Source organism: Promicromonospora sp. NPDC110617 (genome assembly GCF_055598465.1).
Genome location: NZ_JBVKBM010000001.1, coordinates 1,173,121 through 1,186,902, shown reverse-complemented (window position 1 = coordinate 1,186,902; position 13,782 = coordinate 1,173,121). Strand labels below are relative to the sequence as shown.

The 13,782-nt window shown below is 73.7% G+C and carries 12 protein-coding genes and 1 riboswitch; of the genes, 7 read left to right on the top strand and 5 right to left on the bottom strand.

Translation table 11 applies throughout. The annotated features are described in order from the left end of the window. Positions 1–12 precede the first annotated feature (12 nt). The 5 genes from ACZ7LE_RS05100 (at position 13) to ACZ7LE_RS05080 (ending at position 6,578) form a co-directional block, all read left to right on the top strand. The gene (locus ACZ7LE_RS05100) at positions 13–2,088 is read left to right on the top strand and encodes a beta-galactosidase (protein WP_470402235.1); all 2,076 of its coding nucleotides are present in this window, start codon (positions 13–15) and stop codon (positions 2,086–2,088) included. Between the two features lie 93 nt (positions 2,089–2,181). Further along, entirely contained in the window at positions 2,182–3,414 is a 1,233-nt protein-coding gene (galK, locus tag ACZ7LE_RS05095) for a galactokinase (RefSeq protein ID WP_470402234.1), read from the top strand. A 148-nt stretch (positions 3,415–3,562) separates the two neighbouring features. After that, a complete protein-coding gene (locus tag ACZ7LE_RS05090) occupies positions 3,563–4,639 on the top strand; it encodes a permuted SH3 domain-containing protein (RefSeq protein ID WP_470402233.1) in 1,077 nt (358 codons plus the stop codon). Further along, positions 4,636–5,397, top strand: coding sequence for an ABC transporter ATP-binding protein (locus ACZ7LE_RS05085; protein ID WP_470402232.1), 762 nt, complete (start codon positions 4,636–4,638; stop codon positions 5,395–5,397). Before ACZ7LE_RS05090 ends, ACZ7LE_RS05085 begins: the two co-directional genes overlap by 4 nt. Next, positions 5,394–6,578: an ABC transporter permease gene (locus tag ACZ7LE_RS05080; protein ID WP_470402231.1), complete on the top strand. Its 1,185-nt coding sequence runs from the start codon at positions 5,394–5,396 to the stop codon at positions 6,576–6,578. The genes ACZ7LE_RS05085 and ACZ7LE_RS05080 overlap by 4 nt, the downstream gene beginning before the upstream one ends. A gap of 24 nt (positions 6,579–6,602) precedes the next feature. Here ACZ7LE_RS05080 and ACZ7LE_RS05075 read toward each other — a convergent pair whose 3' ends face one another. The 5 genes from ACZ7LE_RS05075 to glyA form a co-directional block, all read right to left on the bottom strand. Further along, the gene (locus ACZ7LE_RS05075) at positions 6,603–7,427 is read right to left on the bottom strand and encodes an exodeoxyribonuclease III (RefSeq protein ID WP_470402230.1); all 825 of its coding nucleotides are present in this window, start codon (positions 7,425–7,427) and stop codon (positions 6,603–6,605) included. Between the two features lie 47 nt (positions 7,428–7,474). Continuing rightward, positions 7,475–7,957, bottom strand: coding sequence for a VOC family protein (locus ACZ7LE_RS05070; RefSeq protein WP_470402229.1), 483 nt, complete (start codon positions 7,955–7,957; stop codon positions 7,475–7,477). A 93-nt stretch (positions 7,958–8,050) separates the two neighbouring features. Then, the gene (locus ACZ7LE_RS05065) at positions 8,051–8,686 is read right to left on the bottom strand and encodes a flavin reductase family protein (RefSeq protein ID WP_470402228.1); all 636 of its coding nucleotides are present in this window, start codon (positions 8,684–8,686) and stop codon (positions 8,051–8,053) included. A 212-nt stretch (positions 8,687–8,898) separates the two neighbouring features. Further along, positions 8,899–9,780 (bottom strand): bifunctional methylenetetrahydrofolate dehydrogenase/methenyltetrahydrofolate cyclohydrolase, encoded by an 882-nt coding sequence (locus ACZ7LE_RS05060; protein ID WP_470402227.1) that lies wholly within the window; start codon positions 9,778–9,780, stop codon positions 8,899–8,901. A 4-nt stretch (positions 9,781–9,784) separates the two neighbouring features. Further along, on the bottom strand, positions 9,785–11,065 hold the full coding sequence (glyA, locus tag ACZ7LE_RS05055) for a serine hydroxymethyltransferase (RefSeq protein WP_470402226.1): 1,281 nt from the start codon (positions 11,063–11,065) through the stop codon (positions 9,785–9,787). 98 nt (positions 11,066–11,163) lie between these two features. Then, a riboswitch (ZMP/ZTP riboswitch) is annotated at positions 11,164–11,250 on the bottom strand. 198 nt (positions 11,251–11,448) lie between these two features. Here glyA and ACZ7LE_RS05050 point away from each other — a divergent pair. Together ACZ7LE_RS05050 and ACZ7LE_RS05045 are read left to right on the top strand one after the other, a co-directional pair. Next, entirely contained in the window at positions 11,449–12,318 is an 870-nt protein-coding gene (locus ACZ7LE_RS05050; RefSeq protein ID WP_470402225.1) for a hypothetical protein, read from the top strand. Between the two features lie 165 nt (positions 12,319–12,483). Then, positions 12,484–13,782 carry an NAD(P)/FAD-dependent oxidoreductase gene (locus ACZ7LE_RS05045; protein WP_470402224.1) on the top strand — a complete coding sequence of 433 codons (1,299 nt, stop codon included), beginning with the start codon at positions 12,484–12,486 and terminating at the stop codon, positions 13,780–13,782.

Genomic DNA, 13,782 nt, shown 5'->3' with positions numbered 1-13,782 from the left:
GAAAGGACCCTCATGCCTGAGACCTCCAGCTTCACCCCCGGACCGCGGTTCGACGGCTGGCTGACCGGCGTCGAGCAGATCGGCTACGGCGGCGACTACAACCCCGAGCAGTGGCCCGAGGAGGTCTGGGCCGAGGACGTGCGGCTCATGAACGAGGCCGGGGTGAACCTGGTCAGCCTCGGCATCTTCAGCTGGGCGCTGCTGGAGCCGCGCCCGGGCGAGTTCGACTTCGGCTGGCTGGACCGGATCATCGGGCTGCTGCACGACGGCGGCGTCCGCATCCTGCTCGCCACGCCGACGGCGGCCCCACCCGCCTGGCTGTACGCGGCCCACCCGGACGCCCGGGTGGTCGACCGGGACGGCACGCCGATGGGCCCGGGCGGCCGCGGGCTCATGGCACCCACCGCCCCCGCCTACCGGGAGGCCGCGCTGCGCATCACCACGGCCCTGGCCGAGCGGTACGGCAGCCACCCCGCGCTCGCCGGCTGGCACGTGCACAACGAGTACGGCGCGCCCGTCGCCCTGGACTACTCCGTCCACGCCCAGCGCGCGTTCCGCGGGTGGCTGCGCGAGCGGTACGGCTCGCTCGACGCGCTCAACGCCGCGTGGGGCACCGCGTTCTGGGGCCAGCACTACGCCGACTGGGAGCACGTCCAGGTCCCGGCGGCCGCCCCGGAGGCGGTCAACCCCGCGCAGCAGCTCGACTTCGCCCGGTTCTCGGACGCCGCCCTGCGGGCCTGCTTCATCGCCGAGCGGGACGCCGTCCGCGAGCACTCCTCGGCCCCCGTGACCACCAACTTCATGGCCGCGAGCTGCCCGGCCACGGACCTGTTCGCCTGGGGCAAGGAGGTCGACCTCGTCTCGAACGACCACTACCTCCGGGCGGCCGACCCGCGCGGCTACGTGGGGCTCTCGCTGGCCGCCGACCTCACGCGGTCGGTCGCGGGCGGCAAGCCGTGGCTCCTGCTGGAGCACTCGACGTCTGCGGTGAACTGGCAGCCGCGCAATGTCGCCAAGCGGCCCGGGGAGCTGGCCCGCAACTCCTTCGCGCACCTGGGCCGCGGGGCGGACGCGATCATGTTCTTCCAGTGGCGCGCCTCCCGCTCCGGCGCGGAGAAGTTCCACTCCGCGATGCTGCCGCACGCGGGCACGAGCTCGCGGGTGTGGCGCGAGGTGACCGAGCTCGGGGCGAACCTCGGCCGGTTGACCGAGCTGCGCGGCTCGACCGTCAGGGCCGACGTCGCCCTGGTGTGGGACTACGAGTCGTTCTGGGCGCAGGACCTGGAGTTCCGGCCCAGCGAGGGCGCGCGGCACCGAGAGCGCGTGGACGCCTACTACGACCGGCTCTGGCGGGACGGCCACACGGTCGACCTGGTGCGGCCGGGGCAGGACCTGTCCGGGTACAAGCTGGTCGTCGCCCCGGCGTCGTACCTGCTCCGGGCCGAGGACGCCGCGAACCTCACCGCCTACGTGGCGGGCGGCGGGTCACTGCTGGTGAGCTACTTCAGCGGCATCGTCGACGAGCACGACGCCGTGCACCCCGGCGGCTTCATGGCCCCGCTGCGCGAGGCGCTCGGCGTGTGGGTGGAGGAGTTCCTGCCGCTGCGCGCGGACGACTCGCTCACCGTCGCGTACCGGGCGGGGGCCGCGGGGGCCGGGGTCGCGACCAACGACACCACCGACCTCACGGGCACCGTCTGGGCCGACGACCTGGTCCTGGACGGCGCCGAGCCGGTAGGCACCTACGTCGACGGTCCCAAGCCGGGCGGGCCGGCGATCACCCGGCACCGGCACGGCGCGGGCACCGGCTGGTACGTCTCCACCTCGCTCGACGTCGACGCGCTCGCCACGGTCATGACCGACGTCTACGCGGGCGCGGGCCTGGCGCAGTCGGGCACCGTGGACGGGCTGGAGGTGGTGCGCCGCCACGGCGACGCCGCGATCTTCACCGTGGCGGTCAACCACACCGACGGCGACGTGAAGCTGCCCCTGGAGGCGCCCGCCACCGACCTGCTCACCGGGCAGGAGGTCGTGGGCGACACGGACGTGCCCGCCGGGGCGGTCCGGGTGCTGCGCCAGGGCGCCTGACCCGAGGTCACGCCCGTCCCGATGGCGAGCGCGCCGGTCTCGCTGCCTGACCGGCGGTCGGCCCTGCGCGCAGAGAGGGCAATAATCGGGTACGTGACCACCATCAACTGGCTCGAGGCCTGGACCGCCGAGGACGGCGCACACCGGGTCGACGAGCTCTTCACCCGTTCGTTCGACGGCTCCCCCGAGGGCGTCTGGTCCGCCCCCGGGCGGGTCAACCTCATCGGCGAGCACACCGACTACAACGCCGGGCTGTGCCTCCCCACGGCGCTGCCGCACCGCACCTACATCGCGCTGCGGCCGCGCGAGGACGACCTGGTCCGCCTGGTGTCGGCGCAGGCCGAGGGCGTCTGGGAGGCCCGCCTGTCCGACGTCGCGCCCGGCGCCCTGCAGGGCTGGGGCTCCTACGTCGCCGGTGTCGCCTGGGCCCTGGCCGAGGCCGGCCACAAGGTCGGCGGGTTCGACGCCGCCGTCGACTCGTGCGTGCCGTTCGGCGCCGGCCTGAGCTCCTCGGCGGCCCTGGAGGCCGCCGTCGCCGTGGCCCTCGACGCCGTGGCGGGCCTCGGCCTCACGGCGTCGGACGCCGGGCGCGCCGAGCTGGTCGACGCCACCCGCCGCGCGGAGAACGAGATCGCCGGTGCCCCGACGGGCGGGCTCGACCAGTCGGCGTCGCTGCGCTGCCGCGAGGGCTACGCCCTCCTGCTCGACTTCCGGCCGGGCCTGAAGCCGCTGGAGTCGGGCGTGCCCGTGCCGTTCGACCTCGAGACCGCCGGGCTCACGCTCCTGGTGGTCGACACCAAGGCGGAGCACTCGCACGTCGACGGCGAGTACGGCGCCCGCCGCGCCTCGTGCGAGCAGGCCGCGGAGCTGCTGGGCCTGGGCTCGCTGCGCGAGATCGCGCCGACGCTCGGCGGCATGGGCATCGACAAGGCGCTGGCCGCCCTCGAGCCCCACGACCCCGACGGCGTGCTGCGCCGCCGGGTGCGCCACGTGGTGTCCGAGATCGACCGCACCGCGCGGTTCGCCGACCTGGTCCGTGAGGGCCGCGCGGCCGACGTCGGCCCGTTCATGGTCGCCTCGCACGTCTCGCTGCGCGACGACTACGAGGTCTCCTGCCGCGAGCTCGACCTCGTCGTCGACTCCGCCATGGCGGCCGGCGCGCTCGGCGCGCGCATGACGGGCGGCGGGTTCGGCGGCAGCGCCATCGCACTGGTCCGCCTGTCCGACGTCGACACGGTCGCCCAGGCGGTCGCGGACGCGTTCGCCGACGCCGACCTGACGGCCCCGGTGTTCCTGCTGGCGCCGCCGTCGGCCCCTGCCGCCTGAGCACAGCAGCACCACGAGGGCCCCGTACCGTCAGGTGCGGGGCCCTCGCACGCAAAGGCTTGGCTTCACCCCGTACTTTCATCCCCTTTCGGCTGGTACCTGGACTAATGTCCACCGGGCTGCCCTGTCCCCGCCGCGAGGAGCCCCCGTGGGTGCTGTCCGCCAGTACGTCTTCCCCACCGCCCGGATCATCATCTGGGCCGTGATCGCCGCCGCGCTCGTGGTCCTGGCGCTCAAGGGCGCCGAGCTCGACCCGCCGGACGCGCTGCAGCCCACGGGTGAGATCACCGAGGCCGTGATCCCCGTCGAGAAGGGCTCCGTGACCAACGCGGTCACGGTGCCGGCGTCCGTGGTGACCGACCCGCCGGTCGAGATCAAGGCCACCGCCAACGGCGTCATCGCCGAGATCCAGGTCGACGACGCCAAGGTCGACAAGGGCACCCGCATGCTGTGGATCAAGAGCGAGGAGCCCGTCGAGCCCGTGGTCGAGGTCGACGAGGAGTCCGGCGAGGAGACCGTCACCGAGCAGGATCCCAAGGTCACCTGGACCTCGGCCCTCGCGCCGGTCTCCGGCACCGTCGACATCACGGCGCTGAAGGACCAGGCGGTCGCCGTGGGCGAGGTCATCGGCACGATCTCGCCCGGCACCCTCTCGGTCACGGGCACGCTGACCGCCGACCAGCAGTACCGGCTGGTCGGCGCCAAGGGCTCCGCGCAGGTGACGCTCAAGGGCGGGCCGGCACCGTTCACGTGCACGGGTCTGACGATCGGCGAGGCGCCCGGCGGCGCGGGCGCGACCGGCGGCGAGGAGGCGGCGGGCGCGCCCGAGGCGGCCACCGGCGCCGTCCACTGCTCCATCCCGCCCAAGATCAAGGCGTTCTCCGGCCTCGGTGCCGAGATCGAGATCACCAATGGGAACGCCAAGGACGTCGTCGTGGTCCCGATCAGCGCGGTGCTCGGCACCTCCCAGACCGGCCGCGTGTGGACCGTCAAGGAGGAGGGCGCCGAGCCCGAGCCCCGCGACGTGACCCTGGGGCTGACCGACGGGCTGCAGGTCGAGGTCACCAAGGGCCTGAAGGCCGGCGAGCAGATCCTGGAGTTCACGCCCGTCGACGACGGCACGGAGGGCGGCGTCGACTGCGACGACACCGCCGCGTACGACGAGGCGGCGATGACGGGCGACGGGGACGTCATGGTGGCGTTCGAGGAGGAGTGCTTCGGATGACCGGCACCCCGCTCGTCGACCTGCAGGGCGTGACCCGGCACGTCGAGCTCCCGGACGGGAGCACGCTGGAGATCCTCCGCGGGGTGGACCTGACGGTCGGCCCCGGGGAGCACGTGGCGATCGTCGGCCGCTCCGGCACCGGCAAGTCCACCCTGCTGAACATCCTGGGCCTGCTCGACTCGCCCACGTCCGGCGAGTACCTCCTGGAGGGCGAGCCCGTCGGCCGCCTGCGCAGCCGGGCGCTGGCCCGCCGCCGGGGCGACGACTTCGGCTTCGTGTTCCAGCAGTTCAACCTGCTGCAGGGCCGGACGGCGCTCGAGAACGTCGCCGCGCCCCTCCTGTACGCGCGCGGCAAGCAGTTCTGGAACCGCACCAAGCTGGCCACGCGGTCCCTCGAACGGGTCGGCCTCGGCGAACGCCTCGACACCCGGCCCGAGAAGCTCTCGGGCGGCGAGCAGCAGCGGGTCGCCATCGCCCGCGCGCTCGTGCGCGGGCCGCGCGTCATCCTCGCCGACGAGCCCACGGGGGCGCTCGACGTCGAGACCGGCCAGGCGATCATGACGCTCCTGGACGACGCCGCGAGCGACACCGGGTCCGCGCTGGTGACCATCACCCACGACCTGGCGATCGCCGCCCGCGCCGACCGCCAGTTCCGGCTGGCCGACGGCGTGCTGGTGCCCATCCACCTCGACGCGCCCGCGGCCGTGGCCGAGACGGCGCCCCTGTCCGCGCCCGAGTCCGCCGGACTTCCCGCATGACCGGGGTCGTGGGCGCGATCGTCGAGGCCTGGGACGAGCTGCGGATCCACCGGGTCCGTGTGCTCCTCGCGCTGATCGGCGTCGCCTGCGCCGTCACCGCGATCACCGGCATCACCGCCGCCGTGACGATGTTCGGCCAGGCCATGCAGGAGCAGAACGAGCGCATGTCGGGCCGCGACACCACGCTGGAGGGCTGGTCGATGGGGCCGGCCGAGGCCGGGATGACGGCTGCCGAGGTTGACGCGCTCGTCGACGCCGTGGCCGAGCGGCACAAGATCTCGTACCACTCCGTGCGGGCGACCACCGACCTCGCGGTGCGCGGCGGCGAGGCCGGAACCTACGTCGAGTGGTCGGCCGTCGACGTCGACAGCGGGATCATCACCCGGCAGGACCTCGAGGCCGGCCGGTGGTTCACCGAGTCCGACGCCGAGCGGCTGGCCCCCGTGCTCGTGGTGAACCAGGCCTTCCTGGACGCCTACGCCGACGGCGCCCCCGTGGCCACGCACCCGAAGGTGGTGCTCGAGGGCGAGTCCCCCGTGGCCGCGACCGTGATCGGCGTGGTGCCCGTGCAGTGGAACGACGAGGGGCCGCGCGCCATGATGCTGTTCGACCAGGCGGTGCGCTGGTTCCCCGACCGGGTGATGGCCGACAGCTACCGGTTCTGGGTGCCGCCGGAGCTCGCCGACCAGTTCGCCGAGGTGCTGCCCCGCGACCTGGCGGCGGCGGGCGTCCCGTTCGACGTGCAGCAGCCGATGGCCGACGCGGTGGTGATCGACCGCGTGCTGCAGTACCTGGTGCTCGGGGTCGGCGGGTTCGCGCTGCTCCTGGGCGGGCTCGGGCTGCTCAACATCGCGCTGGTCACCGTGCGGTACCGAATCCGGGAGATCGGCATCCGACGGTCCTTCGGGGCCACCAGCGGACGCGTGTTCTTCGGCGTCCTCATGGAGTCGGTGGTCGCCACGACCGTGGCGGGCGTGGTCGGCGTGGTGATCGCGGTGGCGGTGATCAAGAACATCCCGATCGACCGCATCTTCGGCCGACCGCTCGACGACCTGCCGGGCTTCCCGTTCGACGCGGCCCTGGTCGGCATGGCGTGCGCCGTCGGGATCGGCGCCCTGGCGGGCCTGATCCCGGCGATCTACGCGGTGCGGGTCAAGGTGATCGACGCGATCCGGTACTGAGGCCGCGCCGACCCGGCGGAACAGTCAGAGCTCGTAGGTCGCCACGACCGGGGCGTGGTCGCTCCAGCGCTCCGCGTAGGTGGGCGCCCGGTCGACCTCGACCTTGCGGCAGGCGCCCGCGAGGGCCGGGTTGGCGAGCTGGTAGTCGATGCGCCAGCCGGAGTCGTTGTCGAACGCGGCGCCGCGCCACGACCACCAGGTGTACGGGCCGGGGCCGTCGCCCGCGTGGGAGCGGCCCAGGTCCGTCCACCGGTGCTCGTCGAGCCAGCGCGTCACGTACGCGCGCTCCTCGGGGAGGAAGCCCGCGCTCTTCTGGTTGCCCTTCCAGTTCTTGATGTCCACGTTCTGGTGGGCGATGTTGAGGTCGCCCGCCACGACGGCCGGCACCTCCGCCGCGGAGAGCTCGGCGAGACGCGCCGTCACCTTCTCCAGGTAGGCGTACTTGGCCACCATCGTGTGCTCCTGGCCCGGGGTGGTGGACCCGGAGTGCAGGTAGGCGGAGACCGCCGTGAGCGTGCCGCCGTCTGGCAGGCGCACGTCGGCCTCCACCCAGCGGCCGGTGTCGGCGCCGGTCTCCGCGGCGCCGTCGGGCCCGTGGGCCGCGAGCCCCGTGCGGACGTCGCCGAGCGGCAGCCGGGACGCGACGAGCACCCCGGCGCGACCCTTGACCTCGCTCTCCGCGTGCGCGACGTGCCAGCCGTCGAGCACCTCACGGACGAGCTTGTCGGGCGCGCGCACCTCTTGCAGCAGCAGCACGTCCGGGGTGCGGGTGGCGATCCAGGACTCGATGCCGCGGCGGACGGCGGCACGGATCCCGTTGACATTGGCGGTGGCGACGATCAGGGGCACCGGGGAAGCCTAGCCGGAGCCCCTGACACGCCCCGATCACGGTCAGGTCAGGCGCCGTCGTGCGCCGCCTGCAGGGCCGCGACGTCGATCTTGCCCATCGTCAGCATCGCGTTCATCGTGGCGATCTCGGCCGGCGTCGCGTACGAGCCGCTGAGCCGCTCGAGCTCCTTGGGGATGACCTGCCAGGACACGCCGAACTTGTCCGTGCACCAGCCGCACGCCCCGGGCTCGCCGCCGTCGGCCGTCAGGATGTCCCAGTAGTGGTCGACCTCCTCCTGGCCCTCGACGGACAGGTAGAACGAGAACGCCTCGTCGAGGGTGCGGTGCGGCCCCGCGTTCAGCCCGATCACGGGCTGGCCGGCCACCGTGAACTCCACGACGAAGTCCGTGCCGGCCTCGGCACCCGGAGCGTTCTCCGGAGCCTTGATCACGCGCTCGACCGACGAGCCCGGGATGTGCTCGGCGTAGAACGCGGCGGCCTCGCCGGCCTTGTTGTTCCCGAACCAGAGATGGGTCCGCACGGTCACCATGATGTCCTCCTGAGTCGCTCGGGGGCGCCGTCGGCCCCGTCATCAACTCTTAAGACGCCGCGGCGCCGCGCAACTCATCGGGCGAGACCAGGGTCAGTGCGTCAGCACCCCGCCGTGCGGCATCTCCCACGCCTCGGCGAGACGGGACGGCCGGATCGCTGATCCAGCGCCGAAGAACTCGCAGAACTTCATGATCAGCGGGTCCCAGCCCACCGGGTCGACGTGGTGGGTGCCCGGCAGGACGAGCTCCTCGGCGACATGACTGCGCAGCACACGGACGTGGAACACGGTGGCCCCGGAACCGGACGTACCCAGCGGGGACTCCCGCTCGACGGAGCACTCGAGCTGGACCGGGCACTCCGCGACTCGCGGCGGCCGGACCAGCTCGGACGGCTGCCCGCTCAGGCCGGCCCGCGCGAACTTGTCCGGGACGAACTCGTACCCCATCGCCGTCTTGCGCGGCGGCACGTCCGGCCTGCCGGTGGTGAGCGCCAGCCGGTCCACGGCGTCGACCAGGCCGGACGGCACCAGGTTCAGGACGCACTCGCCCTCGCGCCGGAGGTTTGCCGAGGTCTGGGCGGAGTCGCCGAGGCCCAGTGCGCAGTGGTCGCCGAGCCACCAGGCGGACGACATGGGTGCGAGGTTGGCGGAACCGTCGGGGTTCCGCGTCGAGAGGAGCACGACGGGCGTGCCGAAGTACTTGACCTTGAGGTCGAGGGTCCTGTGCATGACCTCAGCGTCCCCTCGCCCGGCCCGCCCGGTCTGGCGGTTTTCGGCCGTCGCGACCCTCCGGCGCCGGTCAGAGGAGCGGCGCGCGTCAGAGGAGCGGCGCCGAACGTAGGAATGGTCGCCGCAAGAGAGCTCTTGCGGCGACCATTCCTACGTTCGGCGGCCAGATCGGGCCGGCGTCGCAGCCCAGATCGGGCTAGGTCAGACGAGCGTCACGCCAGCGAGCGCTCCGCCGACTCCACCACGTTCGCCAGCAGCATCGCCCGCGTCATCGGACCGACGCCGCCCGGGTTGGGCGACACCCAGCCCGCGATCTCGGCGGCCTCGGGCGAGACGTCGCCGACGACCCGCGACTTGCCCGTCTCCGGGTCGGTCTCGCGCGAGACGCCGACGTCGATCAGCACGGCGCCCGGCTTGACCATGTCGCCGGACACGATGCCCTTGACGCCCGCGGCGGCCACGACGACGTCCGCCCGCCGGACCAGGGCGGGGAGGTCCTGCGTGCCGGTGTGCGTCAGGGTGACCGTCGCGTTGACGGCGCGCCGCGTGAGCAGCAGGCCGATCGGGCGGCCCACGGTGACGCCGCGGCCCAGCACCACGATCTCCTTGCCGGCGAGCTTGATGCCGTGCCGCTCCACCAGCTCGATGATGCCGCGCGGCGTGCAGGGCAGCGAGGACGTGACGTCCTCGTTGACCCGGAGCACCAGGCGCCCCAGGTTGGTGGGGTGCAGGCCGTCGGCGTCCTTGTCGGGGTCGACGAGCTCCAGCACGCGGTTGGTGTCGATGCCCTTCGGCAGCGGGAGCTGGACGATGTACCCGGTGCAGGCCGGGTCCTCGTTCAGCCGCCGTACCGCGGCCTCGATCTCCTCCTGTGTCGCGGTCTCCGGGAGGTCCTCCCGGATCGACGCTATGCCGACCTCGGCGCAGTCGCGGTGCTTGCCCGCCACGTACCACTGCGAGCCGGGGTCCTCGCCGACCAGCAGCGTGCCGAGCCCCGGCACGACGCCGCGCTCGCGCAGCGCCGTGACGCGGTCCTTGAGCTCCGCCTTGATGGCGGCCGCCGTGGCCTTCCCGTCCAGGATCTGTGCGGTCATCGGCTCAGAGCCCCGGGTAGAGCGGGAACGCGGCGGTCAGCTTCTCGACCCGCGCCGAGAGGGCGTCGACGTCGGTCGCGGCGCCGTCCTTCAGGGCCGTCGCGATGATGTCGGCGACCTCGGTGAACTCGGTGTCGCCGAATCCGCGGGTGGCGAGCGCCGGCGTGCCGATCCGCAGGCCGGACGTGACGCGCGGGGGGCGCGGGTCGAACGGGACGGCGTTGCGGTTCACGGTGATCCCGGCGTCGTGCAGGAGGTCCTCCGCCTGCTGCCCGTCGAGCTGCGAGTTGCGCAGGTCGACGAGCACCAGGTGCACGTCGGTGCCGCCGGTCAGCACGGACGCGCCGGCCGCGGCGACGTCGGGCTGCGAGAGGCGCTCGGCGATGATCGACGCGCCGCGCAGCGTGCGCTCCTGGCGGTCCTTGAACGACTCGGTCGCCGCGACCTTGAACGAGACCGCCTTGGCGGCGATCACGTGCATGAGAGGTCCGCCCTGCTGGCCCGGGAACACCGCGGAGTCGATCTTCTTGGCGTACTCCTCCTTGGAGAGGATGAAGCCGGAGCGCGGCCCGCCGATCGTCTTGTGCACGGTCGAGGAGACGACGTCGGCGTGCGGCACCGGGGACGGGTGCAGCCCCGCCGCGACGAGCCCGGCGAAGTGCGCCATGTCGACCCAGAGCTTGGCGCCGACCTCGTCCGCGACCTCGCGGAACGCGGCGAAGTCGAGGTGGCGCGGGTAGGCCGACCAGCCGGCGATGATGACGTCGGGGCGGTGCTCCAACGCCTTCTTGCGGACCTCGTCCATCTCGATGCGGTAGGACTGCGGGTCCACGCCGTAGGCGCCGACGTCGTACAGCTTGCCGCTGAAGTTGATCCGCATGCCGTGCGTGAGGTGGCCGCCGTGGGCCAGCTCGAGGCCGAGGATCTTGTCGCCCGCGTTGATCAGGGCGTGCAGCACCGCGGCGTTGGCCTGGGCGCCGGAGTGCGGCTGGACGTTGGCGTGCTCGGCGCCGAACAGGTCCTTGGCCCGGGCGATCGCGAGGTTCTCGGCGATGTCCACCTGCTCGCAGCCGCCGTAGTAGCGGCGGCCCGGGTAGCCCTCGGCGTACTTGTTGGTCAGGACCGAGCCCTGGGCCTCCAGGACGGCGCGCGGCACGAAGTTCTCGGACGCGATCATCTCGAGCGTGTCACGCTGGCGGGCCAGCTCTCCGTCCAGGACGGCGGCGATCTCGGGGTCGAGCTCGGCGAGCGGGGTGGCGAGCGGGTCGGGGGTCGATGCGCTCATGGCTCCTCGATTCATGCGGGACGGGGAATGGTCGGACGGCGGTGGAGGGCACACGCGCCGTGACACGACTGGCCCGGGCGTGCACCTCTCACAAGGTGACCCAGGGCCCAGGCGAACGACCCGTCGTCGGCATGACTCGTCGCTCCCCGGTGGTGATCCACCTGACGCCAGTCGCGACCCGAAGATCGTAGCAGCGGCGACAGGAGCCCGTCCCGCGCGCCCGGCACGCGCGCGGCGAGCGCCCGACACGCGCCCGCCGTGCGACCGCCGCGCGTCCGCCACGCCCCCGGCGCGCACAAGGCCGCGCACCAGGAACCGCAGGATTGCAGCGAAAGTACCTGAGACCCTTTTGCGATTCACCCCGACGTCGCTACTGTGCCGCCATGCCCTCCCCCGTGTCACCGGACGCAGGTGTTCCGGAACACCAGCCAGACCCGCGCCGCCGCCAGTCCCAGCCGGGCCGGCACACCGGCCAGTTCGAACAGGTCCAGCGCTCCGGCCAGTTCCAGCCGGTCCAGCGCTCGAGCCAGTTCCAGCCGCGGACCGGTCAGTTCCCGGCCCGGTCCGGCGCGACGCCGCTGCCGCCGGGCCAGGCCCAGCCGCCCGGCCGCACCCAGCCACCCGGCCCGGGCCTGCCGCCCGGCGGGAGCGGCGGGGACGACAACGGGCGCGGCCGGCGCAAGGGCGGCATGCGGCGGGACTGGATCTGGTCCGTCGTCGCCTTCCTCGTCGCCGCCGGCGTGATCGTGGCCGTGGGCATCCACTTCTTCGGGCCCGACGGCACGGAGGACGCCGCCGCCGCGTGGGCGGTCGACGCGTGCGCCGGCCCGAACCCGTCACCCTCGGGGCCGGACGGGGCCGACACCTACCGCCCCCTGCAGTGCGACGACCCCGAGGCCACGGTCTCGATCCTCGAGATCCAGGACGCGGTGTCGTTGGCGCAGCTGCACTGCCCGGCCGGCACCGACGTCGTCTTCCAGAAGGACGGCCAGGCCGGTGGCGAGACGCAGGCGGTGTGCGCGCGCAACCTGGCCGACGACCACCCCGGGGACCCCGGCAAGGGCGGCGGCCAGCTCGTGAGCGGCGACTGCGTGGACGGCAGCGGGAGCGAGCTCGCCTGCTCGTCGGACGGCGCGCGCAAGGTCACCGCCCTCATCGTCAGCGGGATGGAGTGCCCCGAGGGCACCCAGGACAAGCTCGAGCTCGGGTACGACGCGACCCGCAGCTTCGAGACGGTCTGCCTCGCCGGCTGACCGCTCACCTGCGGCGTCATCCACCTCTCACCTGGCCGAAACCAGCATTCATCGGACATTGGCTAGATTTGCGGCATGGGGCACCGGCGGCAGACCGTCTTCGAGCGTAACGTTCCGGCCAGGTCTGTCGTCGACCATGCCCTGGCCACGACACGTCAAGCGGTCTTGTGGCAGGACGACCTGGGCCGGCCCGTCGCCTACCCCGCGCTGTCGGCCCCGGTGCGGGCCGACGTCGCCGTGGTCGGCGCCGGGTACGCCGGGCTGTGGGCGGCGCTGCGGGCCAGGCAGCGGCACCCCGGCGCGCGCGTGGTGCTGATCGAGGGCAGGTCGGTCGGCTGGGCCGCGTCCAGCCGCGACGCCGGGTTCTGCGGAACCCGGCTCACGTGCGGTGGGCGGCCCGACGCCGACGAGCGCGCCGCGCTGACCCGGCTCGGCCAGGAGAACCTGGCGGCCGTCGGGTCCGCCGTGGCCGGGCTCGGCCTGGACTGCCCGTGGGAGCGCACCGGCGTGGTCGACCTGGCCGTGGAGCCGCACCACATCGACCGGCTGCAGGAGGCAGCTGCCTCCGCTGCCCGGGTCGGCGCGCCGCACACCTTCCTCGACCGGGCCAAGGTGCGCGCCGAGATCGCCAGCCCCACCTACGAGGCCGGCCTGGTCCGCCCCGACGACGTCGTGCTCACACACCCCGCGCGGCTGGCCGCCGAGCTGGCGCGGGCGGCGAGCGCGCTCGGCGTCGAGGTCTTCGAGCACACGCGGGTGACCCGGCTGGTGCCACCGGGCCGGGGCACGGGCGGCGACGTCGTCCTGCGCACCACCTCGCCCGCGGGCGAGGCCGCCGTGCGCGCGGACCGCGTGGTGCTCGGGACGGGCGCGTTCCCGTCCCTGCTGCGGCGCTACCGCCGGCACACCGTGCCGGTGTACGAGTACGCGATCGCGACGGAGCCGCTGTCCGCCGAGCTGCTGGGCGCCATCGGCTGGCGCGGCCGGCAGGGGCTGCGGGACCTGGCGCGCCGGCCCCACCGCTACCGGCTCACCGCCGACGACCGGATCGTGTTCGGCGGGCACGACGCCGTCCACCACCCCGGCGGACGCATGCGGCGTGCCTCCGAGAACCGGCCCGCGACCTCCCGGCGCCTCGCCGAGCATCTCCTGACGACGTTCCCCCAGCTCGAGGGCGTCCGCCTCACGCACCGGTGGGGCGGCGCCGCCGGCACCCCCCACGGGTCCGGCCCGTTCCTCGGCCAGGCCGCGGGCGGCCGCGTGCAGCACGTGGCGGGGTTCGCCGGGCTCGGCGTCGTCGCGACGCACTTCGCGGCGGAGCTGGCGCTGGACCGGTTCGACGTGCTCGACGGCGCCCCGGGGACCGAGCGCACGGCGCTCCGCACGCTGCGCCGCGTCCCGGCCCCGCACCCGCCGGAGCCGCTCCGGTCGCCGGACGCACTTGGCCTGGGCCGCGATACCTGA

Coding starts and splice junctions, on each gene's coding strand:
- ACZ7LE_RS05085 (WP_470402232.1), top strand. CDS start 4,636: ATGACCGGCACCCCGCTCGTCGACCTGCAGGGCGTGACCCGGCACGTC.
- glyA (WP_470402226.1), bottom strand. CDS start 11,065: ATGAGCGCATCGACCCCCGACCCGCTCGCCACCCCGCTCGCCGAGCTC.
- ACZ7LE_RS05060 (WP_470402227.1), bottom strand. CDS start 9,780: ATGACCGCACAGATCCTGGACGGGAAGGCCACGGCGGCCGCCATCAAG.
- ACZ7LE_RS05070 (WP_470402229.1), bottom strand. CDS start 7,957: ATGGTGACCGTGCGGACCCATCTCTGGTTCGGGAACAACAAGGCCGGC.
- ACZ7LE_RS05050 (WP_470402225.1), top strand. CDS start 11,449: ATGCCCTCCCCCGTGTCACCGGACGCAGGTGTTCCGGAACACCAGCCA.
- ACZ7LE_RS05100 (WP_470402235.1), top strand. CDS start 13: ATGCCTGAGACCTCCAGCTTCACCCCCGGACCGCGGTTCGACGGCTGG.
- ACZ7LE_RS05065 (WP_470402228.1), bottom strand. CDS start 8,686: ATGCACAGGACCCTCGACCTCAAGGTCAAGTACTTCGGCACGCCCGTC.
- ACZ7LE_RS05080 (WP_470402231.1), top strand. CDS start 5,394: ATGACCGGGGTCGTGGGCGCGATCGTCGAGGCCTGGGACGAGCTGCGG.